At 74.2% G+C, this 13,598-nt stretch carries 13 protein-coding genes; 5 read left to right on the top strand and 8 right to left on the bottom strand.

All coding sequences use genetic code 11. The features are described from left to right. Positions 1-241: 241 nt before the first annotated feature. The 3 genes from IE330_RS24390 to IE330_RS24380 form a co-directional block, all read right to left on the bottom strand. A complete protein-coding gene (locus tag IE330_RS24390) occupies positions 242-754 on the bottom strand; it encodes a TetR/AcrR family transcriptional regulator (protein WP_268257339.1) in 513 nt (170 codons plus the stop codon). A gap of 331 nt (positions 755-1,085) precedes the next feature. After that, positions 1,086-2,912 carry a trypsin-like serine peptidase gene (locus IE330_RS24385; RefSeq protein WP_229925883.1) on the bottom strand — a complete coding sequence of 609 codons (1,827 nt, stop codon included), beginning with the start codon at positions 2,910-2,912 and terminating at the stop codon, positions 1,086-1,088. Positions 2,913-3,295: 383 nt separating this feature from the next. Then, entirely contained in the window at positions 3,296-3,724 is a 429-nt protein-coding gene (locus IE330_RS24380; protein ID WP_190138247.1) for a nuclear transport factor 2 family protein, read from the bottom strand. A 249-nt stretch (positions 3,725-3,973) separates the two neighbouring features. Here IE330_RS24380 and IE330_RS24375 point away from each other — a divergent pair, with 249 nt between their 5' ends. Further along, a complete protein-coding gene (locus IE330_RS24375) occupies positions 3,974-4,546 on the top strand; it encodes a GNAT family N-acetyltransferase (RefSeq protein ID WP_190138246.1) in 573 nt (190 codons plus the stop codon). 149 nt (positions 4,547-4,695) lie between these two features. Then, positions 4,696-5,958, top strand: a complete 1,263-nt coding sequence (locus IE330_RS24370) for an MFS transporter (RefSeq protein WP_190138245.1) — start codon at positions 4,696-4,698, stop codon at positions 5,956-5,958. Between the two features lie 223 nt (positions 5,959-6,181). Here the strand turns inward: IE330_RS24370 and IE330_RS24365 are convergent, their stop codons facing one another. From IE330_RS24365 to IE330_RS24355, 3 genes are all read right to left on the bottom strand, one after another. After that, positions 6,182-6,649, bottom strand: coding sequence for an NUDIX hydrolase (locus IE330_RS24365; RefSeq protein ID WP_190138244.1), 468 nt, complete (start codon positions 6,647-6,649; stop codon positions 6,182-6,184). A 2-nt stretch (positions 6,650-6,651) separates the two neighbouring features. After that, positions 6,652-7,329, bottom strand: coding sequence for an AIM24 family protein (locus tag IE330_RS24360; RefSeq protein ID WP_190138243.1), 678 nt, complete (start codon positions 7,327-7,329; stop codon positions 6,652-6,654). A 349-nt stretch (positions 7,330-7,678) separates the two neighbouring features. Then, on the bottom strand, positions 7,679-9,199 hold the full coding sequence (locus IE330_RS24355) for an FG-GAP repeat protein (protein WP_190138242.1): 1,521 nt from the start codon (positions 9,197-9,199) through the stop codon (positions 7,679-7,681). A 334-nt stretch (positions 9,200-9,533) separates the two neighbouring features. On the opposite strand from IE330_RS24355, the gene prcB reads away from it, so the two are divergent. Then, a complete protein-coding gene (gene prcB, locus IE330_RS24350) occupies positions 9,534-10,379 on the top strand; it encodes a proteasome subunit beta (RefSeq protein WP_190138241.1) in 846 nt (281 codons plus the stop codon). 22 nt (positions 10,380-10,401) lie between these two features. On the opposite strand, the gene IE330_RS24345 is transcribed toward prcB, so the two are convergent. Next, entirely contained in the window at positions 10,402-10,806 is a 405-nt protein-coding gene (locus tag IE330_RS24345; protein ID WP_190138240.1) for a MerR family transcriptional regulator, read from the bottom strand. A 251-nt stretch (positions 10,807-11,057) separates the two neighbouring features. Here IE330_RS24345 and IE330_RS24340 point away from each other — a divergent pair, with 251 nt between their 5' ends. Together IE330_RS24340 and IE330_RS24335 are read left to right on the top strand one after the other, a co-directional pair. Beyond that, positions 11,058-11,855, top strand: a complete 798-nt coding sequence (locus IE330_RS24340) for a thioesterase II family protein (protein ID WP_190138239.1) — start codon at positions 11,058-11,060, stop codon at positions 11,853-11,855. Positions 11,856-12,104: 249 nt separating this feature from the next. Then, on the top strand, positions 12,105-12,494 hold the full coding sequence (locus IE330_RS24335) for an iron chaperone (protein WP_229925887.1): 390 nt from the start codon (positions 12,105-12,107) through the stop codon (positions 12,492-12,494). A gap of 161 nt (positions 12,495-12,655) precedes the next feature. Here IE330_RS24335 and IE330_RS24330 read toward each other — a convergent pair whose 3' ends face one another. After that, on the bottom strand, positions 12,656-13,564 hold the full coding sequence (locus IE330_RS24330; protein WP_268257336.1) for an aliphatic amidase: 909 nt from the start codon (positions 13,562-13,564) through the stop codon (positions 12,656-12,658). Positions 13,565-13,598 lie beyond the last annotated feature (34 nt).

The following is a 13,598-nucleotide window of genomic DNA, read 5'->3' as shown; positions in this document are numbered from 1 at the left end:
GGAACGGCCGGGCACGGTCCGCCGCGCCCTGTCCGCGTGTCGGCGGATGAGGCGTACGTCGCCCGTCGGCACGCCGCACCCTCCCACACCGAGGGCCGCGCTTTCCGCAGCCGGGTGCCGTGTCGGACCTTGGCGGGCGGTGCAGCCAGACGGAGGCGACCGGCTGCCGCGCGTTCCCCACGGCGGCGACCGGGATGGCGTACGCGCGCTACCGCATCCGTGGCTGAGGCGCCCGCCGGGCTCAGGCCCCCTCAGGGTCCGGCAGCAGCTCGCGCAGCAGCTCCTCGAACTCGTCGGGCGTCGGGGGCTTGTCGGCCAGGAGGGCCTGGAGCAGCAGCCCGTCGTAGGCCTGGGCGAAGAGCTTCACGCGCAGCGGCTCGTCGGTGAACTGCCGGGCGAACGCGGCGAGCGCCTCCGTCCAGCGCCGGGTCGCCGCCCGCTGCTCGGGGCGGCGCGCCGCCAGCAGGAACAGCTCGAACTCCGCGAGCAGGTGCCCGGGCGGGCTGAGGATCTCCGCCATCAGCAGGGCGAGCGACCGGCGCTTGTCGACCCCGTCGTCCGGCGCGCCCACCAGCGCCTCGATGCGCGCGGAGTCCTCCTCCATGCACTGCGTGAGCGCCGCCGTCAGGAGCGCGTCGATGCTGCTGAAGTAGTACGTCGTGGCGGTCGTGGGCAGCCCCGCCTCCCGGGCCACCGTACGGTGCGTGACGCCCGCGGCGCCGTCGCGCGCGATGACGCGCACGGTGGCCTCGATCAGCGCCCGGCGACGGCGCTCGCCCTTGGCGCGGCGGCCGTCGGTGACCGGCTGGGCGGCCGGTTCGGCGGCCGGTTCGGCTGCCTGACCGGTGGTCTCGACGGCCGGCTCGGTGCCCGGCCCGGTGGCTTCGGCGGTCGGCTGGGTGGTGGGCTCGGTGGTCGGATCGGTGGTCGGCTCGTTCAGGGTGACTCTCCCGCGGTCGTGCGCGCGCCCTCCACCGGCCGTGCCGCCCGTCGTGTACGCGCGCCGTTTCCTTCGACGGTACCCGGTCCGCGCGGGGCCCCGACGGGCCCCGGTGAGGCCCGCCCCGGTCGGGTGGCGGCCCCGGTCAGGTGGCCTTCGGGGGGACGAGGCCGCGCTCGGCGCCGAGCCGGGTGGTGGTGTCGGCGTAGAGGGTGACCCCGCCGTCGCTCCAGCGCACGATGAGGTCGTCGGCCCGGCCGCCCGCGGTGTGGGCGCCCGCCGTCATCACCGCGGCGTGCTTCCACAGGGCGTCGGACCCGGGCAGCCGGGTCGCCCGGCCGAGGCCGCCGGTGCCGACGTCCTGGTGGAGCGTGCGCCTGCCGTCGGGCCGGCGGACCAGGAGGTCCCAGCGGCCGGAGCCGGTGAAGTCGCCGCTCGTGAGCAGCGTGGTGCGCTTCCAGGTGGCACTGGGCTTCTTCAGCCGGGTCTCCTTCGCCTCGGGGAACCCGCCGCCGTCCACGTCGCGGTGGAGGGTGACCTCGCCGTCGCTCCAGCGGACCACCACGTCGTCGGCGCGGGCGTTGCCGGTGAAGCGGCCCGCGGTGATCTGGGCGGCGTGCTTCCAGACGGACCCGGCCTTGGCGAGCCTGGTCTCCCTGCCGAGGCCCGCGGCGGACACGTCGCGGTACAGCGTGACCTCGCCGTCGGACCAGCGCACCAGCAGGCCGGCGCGGCCGGTGCCGGTGAAGTCGCCGCCGGTGAGCGTCGTGGCGTGCTTCCAGGTGCCGTTGGGTGCCTTCAGGCGCCGCCCGCCGGTGAAGCCGCCCTTGCCGTCGCCGGTGTGCAGCGTGACCTCGCCGCTGTTCCACACCACCAGCAGGTCCGCCCTGCCGTCGCCGGTGTAGTCGCCGGAGGCCAACTGCCGGGCGCGCTGCCAGGTCTCGCCGGTGCCGAGCGTGTAGGGGAGCGGCGGCCGTACGACGGTGGCGACGTCGTGCACGGCGTCGTCGTAGAGCTTGAACACCTCGTCGTCGTAGAGCGGGGCGTACGAGACGGCGCTGCTGGGGCCGCCGCCGCCCACGCCACCGATGTTGCCGACGACCCGGCCGGTGCCGGTCCGCTCGTCGAAGTCCAGCAGCCACGGGCCGCCGGAGGTGCCGCCGTGCAGGCCGCCGCACTCCATGCGCAGTTGCCGGTAGCCGGGGAGCCGCGTCGTCCCGGCCCGGCACATGACCGCCTGGTCCTTGGCGTCGTAGCGGGCCTTCGGGTAGCCGATGACGGTCGCCCGCACCCGGTAACCGGGCGTGCGGGCCAAAGTGTTGGCGCCGGTGACCTGTTCGAGCTGCCGGCCGGTCCGGTCGGGCTTGACGGTCGCGAAGCCGAAGTCCAGGTCGGAGCCGGGTCCGGTGGCGGTGTGCCGGGGGTCCTTGAAGAACCGGTCGACCGCCCAGATGCCGTACGGCTGGGACGCCGCGGGCGTGCCCGTGCGGTACCGCGGCACGAAGGCGTGCTTCCTGCCGGGCCCGCAGTGGCCCGCGGTGAGGATGAGGTTGCCCCGGGGGCTGTGCACCACGCTTGCGGTGCAACTGTGCGCCTTCAACCCGCTGTCGACGTAGTACAGGACACCGACGGTCTTGGTGCCCTTGTAGTACGTCGCCGACGGTGCGCGGGAGGCGAGCGCCCGCGGGGCGGCGGAGCCGGTGGCGGGGGTCGCGGAGTCGGGCGGTCCGGGGGAGGGCGGCGGCGTCGCCGACTCCATGCGCCGCGAGGTCCAGAACTCCTCGGCGTCCTCGGCCGTCCAGCCGCTGCCGCTCCTGGCCGGTGCGGAGGTCTCGGCGCCGCGGCCCGGCCCGTGGGGGTCGGCGGTGCCCGGCCCGGGAGGCGGCGGTGCCGCGGAGGCGGTGTGCGCGGAGACGGCGAGGACGACGCCCGCCCCGACGGCGATGGCCCGGGACCAACGAGATGTGCGCACAACTGCCCTTCGGGTGTGGGGGGTTCGGCTGAGGCCGGTGCAGGGTGGGCGCCGACGAGCACGGTGGCCGGAACGCGCCCCGGCCGCCCCGGAACCGGCGATCATCCTATGTCACGCCTTATGTGCCGCTATGGCAGGTGGCGGAGGGCAGGGGGTGCCGCCCGGCAGGGCCGGGGTGGGGCGGCCCGGGCGGGACGGCGGTAAGGCGAAGGGGCCGCCCTCGGCGGAGGGCGGCCCCGGAGCGGTGGCCTTCGCGGCTCCAGGTGTTCCTGGCTACAGGTCTCCCTGGTTACAGGTCTCTCTGGCCACATGTCACCTTGGCGACACGTCTCCTGGCGACACGCCCCCTGGTGACATGTCTCCCTGGCGACAGGTCTCCCTGGTTACAGGTTGTCTCCCCAGCCGCCCTGGATCATCGTCTGGAACGCCCAGGTGCCGTTCCGCCTGAGCAGGATGTCGGCGTACCTGAGCTGCTGGGTGTGGCCGTCGGCCGTCATGACGGAGTCGGTGAAGACGACCGCCATGGACGCCGACAGGAACACCGGGGTCCGGGTGGACTCGAAGGTGATGTCCTGGCCGCCGTCGCCCATCACGTGGGTCATGGTCTCGACGAACTGCCGCCGGTCCCACTGCGCCGACCGGCCGTCGCCCGCGGAGTCGTCGCTCACGAGGTTGAGCGGGAACACCGCCATGTCCGCCATGCGCTCCACGTCCCGCTTGCCGCTGGCGGCGTCGTACTCGGCGAACCAGGCGTCCAGGCTCGCGCGGTCCTCGGCGGTCGGGGTGTAACCGGTGTCGGGCAGATGCGTCATGCAGTTTCCTTCACGGTCGGTCGGTCGGGATGGTCGAGTCGGCCGGTCGGCCGGTCGCCTGGTCGGGCGGGCGGAAGTCTGAACCCGGGACCCTGCGTTCGCCATAGTCAAACTTGACTACGTGAGAGAACGTATACCGCGACGGCGCCCTAGTCAAACTTGAATAATCACTCTGCCCTGTGATCCACGTCATACGCGGCAGGCCCCCGACGTGCGGCGTCACCCCGAGGCCCGTGACAGGGTGACCGTATGACCATCGACGTCCGTCCGGCCTCGATCTTCGAGGACGTCCGCGCCGTACTCGGCCCCAAGTCGCCCACCGCGAACGTCTGCTGGTGCCTCAGCTACCGCATCCCGGCCAAGCTCAACAACCAGCTCCGCGGCCCGGACCGCGGCGCGTACGTGGCCGAACTGTGCGGGGCGGACGTCGCGCCCGGGGTGCTCGCGTACGACGGGGGCGAGCCGGTCGGCTGGGCCGCCGTGGCGCCGCGCGCGGACACCTCCTTCGCGCGCAGCCGCACGATCCCGCACGTCGACGACCTGCCGGTCTGGTCCCTGTGGTGCGTCCGGGTGCGCCCCGGCCACCGCAAGAAGGGCATCTCCCACGCGCTCATCGCGGGTGCCGTCGCCTTCGCCCGCGACCACGGTGCGCCGGTGGTCGAGGCGTACCCCCTGGACAGCGGCGACGCCCGGGTCGACCTCACCATGGCCTACGCCGGGCTCCGGAAGAACTTCGAACGCGCCGGCTTCGTCCACGCCGCCGACACCGCCTCGGTGCTGGCCGGGCACCCCCGCGTCCTGATGCGCCTCGACCTGCGCTGAGGCGGCGGCGCGGGCCGCCTCCCCGGAGCCTGGCGGGGGACAAGAAAAAATGGAACGATGGTCCCGGTTGTTGTCCGTGAGGTATGCGCGCGGCCGGGTGCCGACGCATGCCCGCACGGGCCGAGGCCGATCCCACGACAGGACAGGCAATGGCACACGCATACCGCGAGATCTTCTCCGCCCCCGGCACGAAGGCCTTCAGCTCCGCGGGCCTCGTCGCCCGTCTCCCCCTGCCCCTGACCCACATGGGCATCCTGACGATGCTCTCCGAGACCACCGGTGAGTACGCGCTGGCCGGACTGGTCGCCGGCACGTTCACCTTCTCCATGGCCTTTCTCGGGCCGCAGGTCTCCAAGGCGGTGGACCGGCGCGGGCAGAGCCGGGTGCTGCCCCTCGCCACCGGAGTCAGCGTGCTCGGGCTCGCGGGCCTGCTGCTCTGCGCCACCGTCGATGCCCCCAGGTGGACGCTGTTCCTCCTCGCGCTGCTGTCCGGCCTGATGCCGAGCATGAGCGCGATGGTCAGGGCCCGCTGGACGGAGATCTTCCGGGGCACGCCGCGGTTGAACACCGCGTACTCCATGGAGTCCGTCGTCGACGAGCTGACGTACGTCGTCGGCCCGGCGCTCGCCGTGGTGCTCTCCACCGCGCTGTTCCCGCAGGCCGCGCCCATGGCGGCGGGGCTGCTGCTGGTCGTCGGGGTGGCGCTGTTCGTCCCGCAGAAGAGCACCGAGCCGCCGGTCAGGCCGCGGGCCGGTGCGGACGGCGGATCCTCGGTGATCCTCTCGCCGCCCGTCCTCGTGCCGGCGCTCGTCCTGCTGTGCGGCGGCGCGATCCCCGGCATGGTCGACACCATGGGCCTCGCCTTCGCCGAGCGCGCGGGTGACAAGTCGCTCGCCGGTCTTGTCTTCGCCGTGTACGCGATCGGCTCGGGCCTCGCGGGCCTACTGTTCGGCGCCCGGCACGTGCGCGTGCCGCTGCCCCGGCTGCTGCTGATCGGCGTGGGTGGAACGGCCCTGACGACGCTTCCGTTCCTGCTCGTGGACGGCGTCGCCGGGATGGTCGCGGTGGTGTTCCTCGCGGGGGTCTTCTTCGCCCCGACCATGGTCGTGGTCATGAGCATCGTCGAGCGCGTGACGCCGGAGCGTCATCTCACCGAGGCCATGACCTGGATGATCGCGGGCCTGCAGAGCGGCGTCGCGCTCGGCGCGGCCGTCACCGGCGTCGTCCACGACCACCTCGGCGCCACCGCGGGCGTCTCGGTGGCGGTCGTCGCCGGAGCCCTCGCGCTCACCCTCACGCTGTGCGCCCTGCCGATGCTGCGGGCGCGCCTGGCGCGGGCGGAGGCGGGGGCGGTGGCGGCGGACGCCCCGGAGCACAAGGCGTCTGCCGTGGACGTGTGCTGCGGGGGATGACGCGGTGGCGCGGTGACGTGGTGACGTCGTAGGCGGGCGGCGTGGGGTGTGGGGCGGCGGCCGACCCGACCACGGTTCGAGGGCCGCCCGGGTGACCGCCGGGCGGATCGCTTGGGACGACTGGCTGCTGGTCCACCCGGAGAGCCGTCCGCCGGCCCGCCCGGCGTGGGTGCGACGGGGGGAGTGACCCCAAGGCCCGCGGCGGAGCGCCCCGTTGCGGTCCTCAGGTGCCGAGGTGGGCCGCCAGCCGGCCCAGGAAGACGCGCTGGCCCGCCACGAGCTTGTCGCGCGCGCGGTCCGGCGGCAGCCAGGCCACCGTGTCCAGCTCCGGGAACTCGCGTACGCGGCCCGAGCCGCGCGGCCACTCCATCCGGAAGGTCCCGGGCACCACGGTCGCCGGGTCGAGGTCGGCCTCGACGGCCCAGACGGTCACCGTCTTGCCGCCCGCCTGGCGCGTCTCGCCCAGCGGAACGTACGGCCCCTCGGGGGCGGGCAGCCCGAGCTCCTCCTCGAACTCCCGCACCGCCGCGGCCAGCGGTTCCTCGTCGTCGCCGTGCTCGCCCTTGGGGATCGACCAGGCGGCGGTGTCGCGCCGCGCCCAGAACGGCCCGCCCATGTGCCCGATCAGCACCTCCGGCCCCGCTCCCGCGTGGCGGAAGAGCAGCAGCCCGGCGCTGCGGCGGCCGCCCACGCTCAGTGCTGCTGCGGCTTCGCCGGCGCGGCCTCGCTCGGCCGCACGATGACGAAGCCCTCGCCCTGGAGGAGCAGTTGCACGGCCTCGCCGGAGCCGCCGCGCAGCATCGAGCCGATGGACTGCGAACGGTGCAGCGACGTCTCCAGGTTGGCGGTCCAGCCGACCACCGCGTCGGTGTCCACGTACACCGGTGCCTTCGGCGACACCGGGATCACCAGCGGCTCGCCCTCGCACATGAGCCCCAGCCTGCCGTGGCCGGTGAACACCGAGTTGAACAGGCCGCCGCCGGAGATGCCCGAGCCCTTCACGGTCTTGATCTCGTACGACAGGCTCGCGTCGAAGCACAGGACGTTGCGGCCGTTGATGGTGAGGGCGTCCCCCGGCTCCAGGTCGACGATGAAGCAGCTCTGCGCCTCGTGCGCGAACCACGCCTCGCCCTGGCCGCGCACCGTCATCAGCGGCAGCCCCTCGCCGGTGACCGCGCGCTTGAGCATGCCGCCCACGCCCTGGCTCTTGCGCTCGAACTGGAGGTTGCCGCGGTAGGCGATCATCGCGCCCTGCCGGGCCAGCATCTCGCCGTCCACCGTGTACTTCAGGGACTTGGAGTTCTGCTCGGTCATGCCGGCGGCGGTGGCCGGCTGCGCCAGGTGGCGCTCGGAGAAAAGCTCGCTCTTCATGCGGGCATCTTGCCTGGATGGGGGTATTTCGCCAAACAGTCCCGGGGCCATGGCCGCGCGACCGAGGTCGCGCGGCGGCCCGCAGGCACGCGACCTTGGTTCCACGGGGGCGAGACTTCGGTCGGCCGCGCGGCGGGCCGCTGTCCTCCCTCGTGACCCGCCGCGCTCCTCGCGACCCACCGCACTCCACGTCGCCTGCCGCGCTCCTCGCGACCCGCCGCACTCCACGTCGCCCGCCGCGCTCCCGTCGCGCCCGCCACGCTCCACGACGACCGGCGTGCTCTCCGTAGACCGCAGTGCTCCACGTACGCCGCCGCGCTACCGCGTCCTCACCCCGTGCACCGCCCTGCTACTCGTCCACCGCCGTGCCGAACGCGGCCCCGTCCACCGGCACTCCCAGCGACTTCGCGCCGTACGACCAGGACCCGGCGGCGGTGACGCCGCTCGCCTTGGACGGCAGGAACCACACCACGCCGTCCCCGGTGTTCTCGCCCGGAGCCGCCGCGAGCAGGTCGAAGCGGCGGTCGCGGTTCGGGTCCGCGAGCCGCACCTGGGCGCCCCACTTGTCGCCCTTCTCGGCGGCCCCGGGGACGCCCTCGGTGTTCTGCGTCCAGGAGGCCGCGCCCTTCGCGGTCAGGCCGTGGGCGCCGCCGCGCAGCAGCCACACCGCGCCCGCGTCCGCGACGGGGCCGACGTCCTCGCCGGGCGCGCCGACCGCGACGTCCGCGTAGCCGTCGCGGTCCGTGTCGTCCACGGAGAGGTCGGCACCCCAGCCGTCGCCCTTCTCCACCACGCCGGGCACACCCGCCGAGCCCTGGGTCCACCACTGCACGTCCGCGGCCGGGCCGTCGGCGCTGCCGTAGCGGACGCCGACCAGGCCGCCGGTCAGCGTCTCGCCGCCGTCGTCGGGGGAGGTGGGCTCACCGGTCACCAGGTCGTCGAAGCCGTCGCCGTCGATGTCACCCGTGGCGGCGACGGGGCCGCCACGCAGGGTGCGCTCCTCGGTGAGGCCCCCGGCGTGCCCGGAGTAGTACGTGGACCAGCCGTGCCCGGGCTCGGCGCCCGTGGTCACGCCGGACACGACGAGGTCGGCGAAGCCGTTGTCGTCGTAGTCGCCGGTGGTGAGCGTCCGCGGCAGGACGGTGCGCGCCGCGGCGCGCCCGTCGGGGCGGGACGCCGTCGGCGCGGGGGCGGGCGCGGTCAGGCGCCGGGAGGAGCGGCGGTGGAACGGTGCGGCACCGTTGCCGGGGATGTGCGGCTCGTCGCCGTAGGTGTAGGTGTCCAGCTCGTCGCGGTCGGTCACGGCGAGCACGTCGCCCTCGGTCGCGCCGCTGAACCGCGCGGCGGCCAGGGCGGTGCCGAACCGCTCGCCCGCGCGCGGCTCCTCGGCCTCGATGACGTCACTGAGCCCGGGCCTCAGGCCCTGCTCGGTGCCCCAGAAGATGGTCAGGCGGCCGGCGTCCCGCACACCGTCGACGTCCTCGCCGGGCGCCGCGACCACGGCGTCGTCGTAGCCGTCGGAGTTCAGGTCGCCGCTGGTGACGGTGGTGCCGAAGCCGTCGCCCGGCTCGGGGACGCCGTCGCCGCCGGTGGTGGCCTCGCTGAGGCGCGCCACGTCCGTGGTGCCGACGCCGCCGCGCGAGCCGTACTGGACGGTGACGAGCCCGGCCCCCCGGTGGCCGCCGACGGTCGCGCCGGGCGCGCCGACCAGCAGGTCCTCGTGGCCGTCGCCGTTGAAGTCGCTGTTGCGGTCGTTGGCGTGGGTGCTTCCCGGCGTGCCCGCGAACGCGGCGGGCGCGGCGGCGACGCCCGCGCCGGTCAGCAGCAGGAAGGAGGCCGCGGTGAGCGCGGCCGGACGGTTCATGCGCAAGGAAGGCTCCTGTGGAGAGGGCGGAGAGGAAGCAGTCGGGCTGCCGCGAGCGGTCCCGGCGGTCCCGGCGGTCCCGGCGGTCCAAGCGGTGCGGGCGGTCCGGGCGGTGCGCGGGCGGCCCGGTCAGGGGCCCGCTCCCCGGCCGGCGCCCTGTTCGACCGCGCACGGGGGCGCAGGGTTGTACGGGGCACGTGTTCCGCCGGGCACCGAGGCCCGGCGGGCTTCCGGCAGCACAACTCCCCGACGGGGTTACCGCATTGGAGCGGCGGGGTAGGGTGCGGCACAAGATCCGTCGGCGGGCACGGGTCCGTCGGCAGGCACGGGAGGGACGCGCATGAACACCGGTCCGCACGGCACAGGCGGTCTGCCACCCGCCTTCTTGGCACCCGAGACGTCGTCCTTCGTGGACTTCCTGGCGGCGCACGCGCCCGGCCTGCTGCCCGCCAACCGCTCCCTGCCCGCCCCGCACGACGGCTTCGAGGCCCCGCACGGCACCACCATCGTCGCCGCGACGTACGCGGACGGCGTCCTGGTGGCGGGCGACCGCCGCGTGACGATGGGCAACGTCATCGCGCACCGCGACTACGACAAGGTCTTCCCCGCCGACGGGCACTCCGCGATAGCCATCGCGGGCACCGCGGGCATCGCCGTCGAACTCGTCAAGCTCTTCCAACTGGAGCTGGAGCACCACGAGAAGATCGAGGGCACCGCCCTGTCCCTGCTCGGCAAGGCGAACCGCCTGACGACCCTCGTCCGCGGCAACCTGCCGATGGCGATGCAGGGCCTCGCCGTCGTCCCGCTGTTCGCCGGGTACGACCTGGACAAGGGCGTGGGCCGGATCTTCTCGTACGACGTGACGGGCGGCCGCAGCGAGGAGCGCGACATCGCCGCCACCGGCTCGGGCTCCGTCTACGCCCGCGGCTCCCTGAAGAAGCTCTACCACCCGGGCATGCCCGAGGCCGAGATCGTCCTGGCCGCCGTGCAGGCGCTGTACGACGCCGCGGACGACGACTCGGCGACCGGCGGGCCCGACCTCAGCCGCAAGCTGTTCCCGCGCGTGTGCCTGGTCACCGAGGACGGCTACCGGCAGCTCACCCAGGACGAGGTCGCCGAGGTGGCCCGGTCGGTGGTGGACCGGCGCCTGGAGGCACCGGACGGCCCCCGCGCCGCACTGCTCTGACGACCCCTCACCCGGCGCCCGTTCAGGCAGCGGCGTCCGCGCCCGACCGCTGGCCGGGGCAGTCGCCGGTGGCACCGGACGCCGCGTCGATCACCTCGTCCAGCACGTCGCGGGACCGCACCAGGTCCGTGATCATACGGTTGATGCGGTCCCGCTCCGCGGTGAGCTGGTCGACCAGGAACGGCGTCGCCGTCGCGGCCGGTCCGCCGTCGGTGTCCCGGATGCACGGCAGCAACTGCACGATCTTCGCGCTGCACAGGCCCGCGGCGTACAGCTCCTGGATGCGGATGACCCGGTCGACCGCGCTGTCGGCGTACTCCCGGTGTCCGCCGGGGGTGCGCTCGGCCGCCAGGAGCCCCTGCTTCTCGTAGTAGCGCAGGGAGCGTTCGCTCACTCCGGTGCGCCGGGCCAGTTCACCGATCCGCATCGTCCACCTCGTACGCCGGCCGCGGAGCCGGGCCGCGGGCGCCTGGGCACAGGTCCGCGTCCGTGCCGCCGCGCACGGCCCGGGCCCATGGACCCGAACCTGACATCCATGACAGTTTCCACTGTAGCGGTGGCGTGCGGGGGAGCGTCGGGCGGAGGCGTGTTCACGCGCACCGCTGGCGCGGGTGCCGCCGTCCCGCGATGCTGTCGAGGTCGTGAACCGGTCCGTACGGAGGCGGTGAGCAGCACGTCATGAGCGCACCCGGAAGCGCGCACCCGCAAGGGCCCCGTCCCTCCGGCGCGTCACCCGGTGCCCGCCGTTGGGTCACCGGCCGCCTCGCCGCGGGGGAGCCGCGGGTGCGGCTGCTGTGCTTCCCGCAGGCGGGCGGCGCGGCCGGTGCCTTCTCGGTGTGGCGCCCGCACCTGCCCGACGGCCTGGAGCTGGCGCCGGTGGAACTGCCGGGCCGCGGCACCCGCGGCGCCGAGCCGCTCCCCACCGACCTCGACACCCTCGTGGCCACGCTGGTGGACGCCCTCGCCACGGAGTTCACACGGCCGTACGCGCTCTTCGGCCACAGCTTCGGCGGCCTCCTCGCGTACGAACTCGCCCTCGCGGCACAGCGGCACGGCATCGCGCCGCCCCGCGCCGTGCTGGTCTCCGGGGCGCGCCCGCCGCACCTGCCGCCGACGGCCGAACCCGTGCAGGAGCGGGACGACGCGGGCCTCCTCCGGTGGCTGCGCGCCACCGGCGGCATGCCGGAGAACCTGCTGCGCCACACCGGGTACGTGCGCTCCGTCCTCGCCGCCGTACGCGCCGACCTCACCCTGGGCACGCGCCACCGCCGCGCCGAACCGGCGCCGCTCGACTGCCCCTTACACACCTTCGGCGGCAGCGAGGACCCCGTGGTGTCCCCCGGCGAGCTCCGGCAGTGGCAGCCCTACGCCACCTCCGGCGTCCGCGTGACCCTCTACCCGGGCGCCCACTTCTACCTCTACGACGACCCCGCCCGGCTCCTCGGCGACATCGCGGCCGTGCTCACGGCCTCGTGACACCCGGCGCTCGGCTGTCGAAGCGATCAGGATCGGAGAAGCCCGCGCACGGGCCGGCTTCCTAGCATGAGATCAACGACAGCGCCCCACGGGGCCGCGGGAACACTGCCCCACGGGGCCGCAGGAAGGGAAGCCGCCATGGCCACGAAGACCGCCTCCACGAAGACCGCCTCCACGAACACCGCCTCCGCCGGGGCCGCCGCGCACGACGAGTCGGCCGAGGGGTTCACCGCCGAGGAGCGCGCCGCGATGAAGGAGCGCGCCAAGGAGGTGAAGGCGGCGCGCCGGGGCGCGCGCGGCGGCAAGGCGGACGGCGAGGCCGAACTGCTCGCGAAGGTCGCCGAGATGGCGGAGCCGGACCGCGTCCTGGCCGAGCGGGTGCACGCGCTCGTCAGGGCCGCGGCCCCGGAGCTCACGCCCAAGACCTGGTACGGGATGCCCGCGTACGCCAGGGACGGCAAGGTCGTCTGCTTCTTCCAGAGCGCGGGGAAGTTCAAGGCGCGCTACGCCACGCTCGGCTTCAACGACGCCGCGCACCTCGACGACGGCGCCATGTGGCCGACCGCCTTCGCCCTCACCGAGCTGACCGCGGCCGTGGAGGAGCGGATCACCGAGCTGGTCACGCGCGCGGCGGGCTGAACGCCCCGCGCCCGGCCGCGCGGGTGCCGGCCGCCGGGGAGACCCGGGGGTGCCGCGGCGTGGTGCGCGACGCCTCGCGCGCCACGCACCGGGACGCCCACCGCGTACCCGTCGGGCGCCGGCTCGCCACCCGATGCCGGGAGTGGCGCAGGGCCGACCCCTCACCCCTGTTCCGGCGGCCGTACGGGCAGCGAGCCCACGGGGCAGTCGGCGACGCCGATCGTGTCGCGGGTGATCGCCTCGGCCTGCTCCGCGGCCTTGGCGGGGTCGGTGACCCAGAGCCGGTAGAAGTCGAACGGGCACTCCGCCACGCCCCGTTCGCCCTCGCCCGCGGCGTGCACGCCCGCGTAGCCGCGGTGCATCAGCTTGAACAGGTGGTTCTGCGACTGGTCGTGGGCGCGCGCGTCACGGATGGCGGACACCGAGAGCTGCGCGTACTGCACGCCGTACTCCTCCTCACCGGTCTCGCCCAGCGTCCGCCCGTCGAAGCCGATGAGGGCGGAGTGCCCGAAGAAGGAGTAGACGCCGTCGAACCCCGTGGCGTTGGCGACGGCCACATAGCAGTTGTTCGCCCAGGCCATCGCCTTGGCCATGAGGATCTGCTGCTCCTTGGCCGGGTACATGTAGCCCTGGCAGCGCACGATCAGCTCGGCGCCCTTCATCGCGCAGTCGCGCCAGATCTCGGGGTAGTTGCCGTCGTCGCAGACGATCAGGGAGATCCGCAGGCCCTTGGGGCCCTCGGTCACCCGGGTGGCGTCCCCCGGGTACCAGCCCTCGATCGGACACCACGGGAAGATCTTCCGGTACTTCTGCGCGATCCGGCCCTGGTCGTCGATGAGCACGAGGGTGTTGTAGGGCGGCTTGTGCGGGTGGTCCTCGTGCCGCTCACCGGTCAGCGAGAAGACCCCCCAGACCCCCGCCTCGCGGCAGGCCCCGGCGAAGACGTCCGTCTCCTCGCCCGGCACGGGGCAGGCGGTGTCCAGCATCTCGGCCGGGTCGTACAGTACGCCTCGTCTGCTTTCACGCCCTTGACCAGCACGTTCCCTGCGATCAAGCGCATGCCCGCTCACTCGGCCATCCCGCTTCTGCCTGCGAGTTCCCGTC

It is taken from the genome of Streptomyces longispororuber (genome assembly GCF_014656095.1).
Lineage (GTDB): Bacteria > Actinomycetota > Actinomycetes > Streptomycetales > Streptomycetaceae > Streptomyces > Streptomyces longispororuber.
This window is presented reverse-complemented; position numbering and strand designations above follow the sequence as displayed.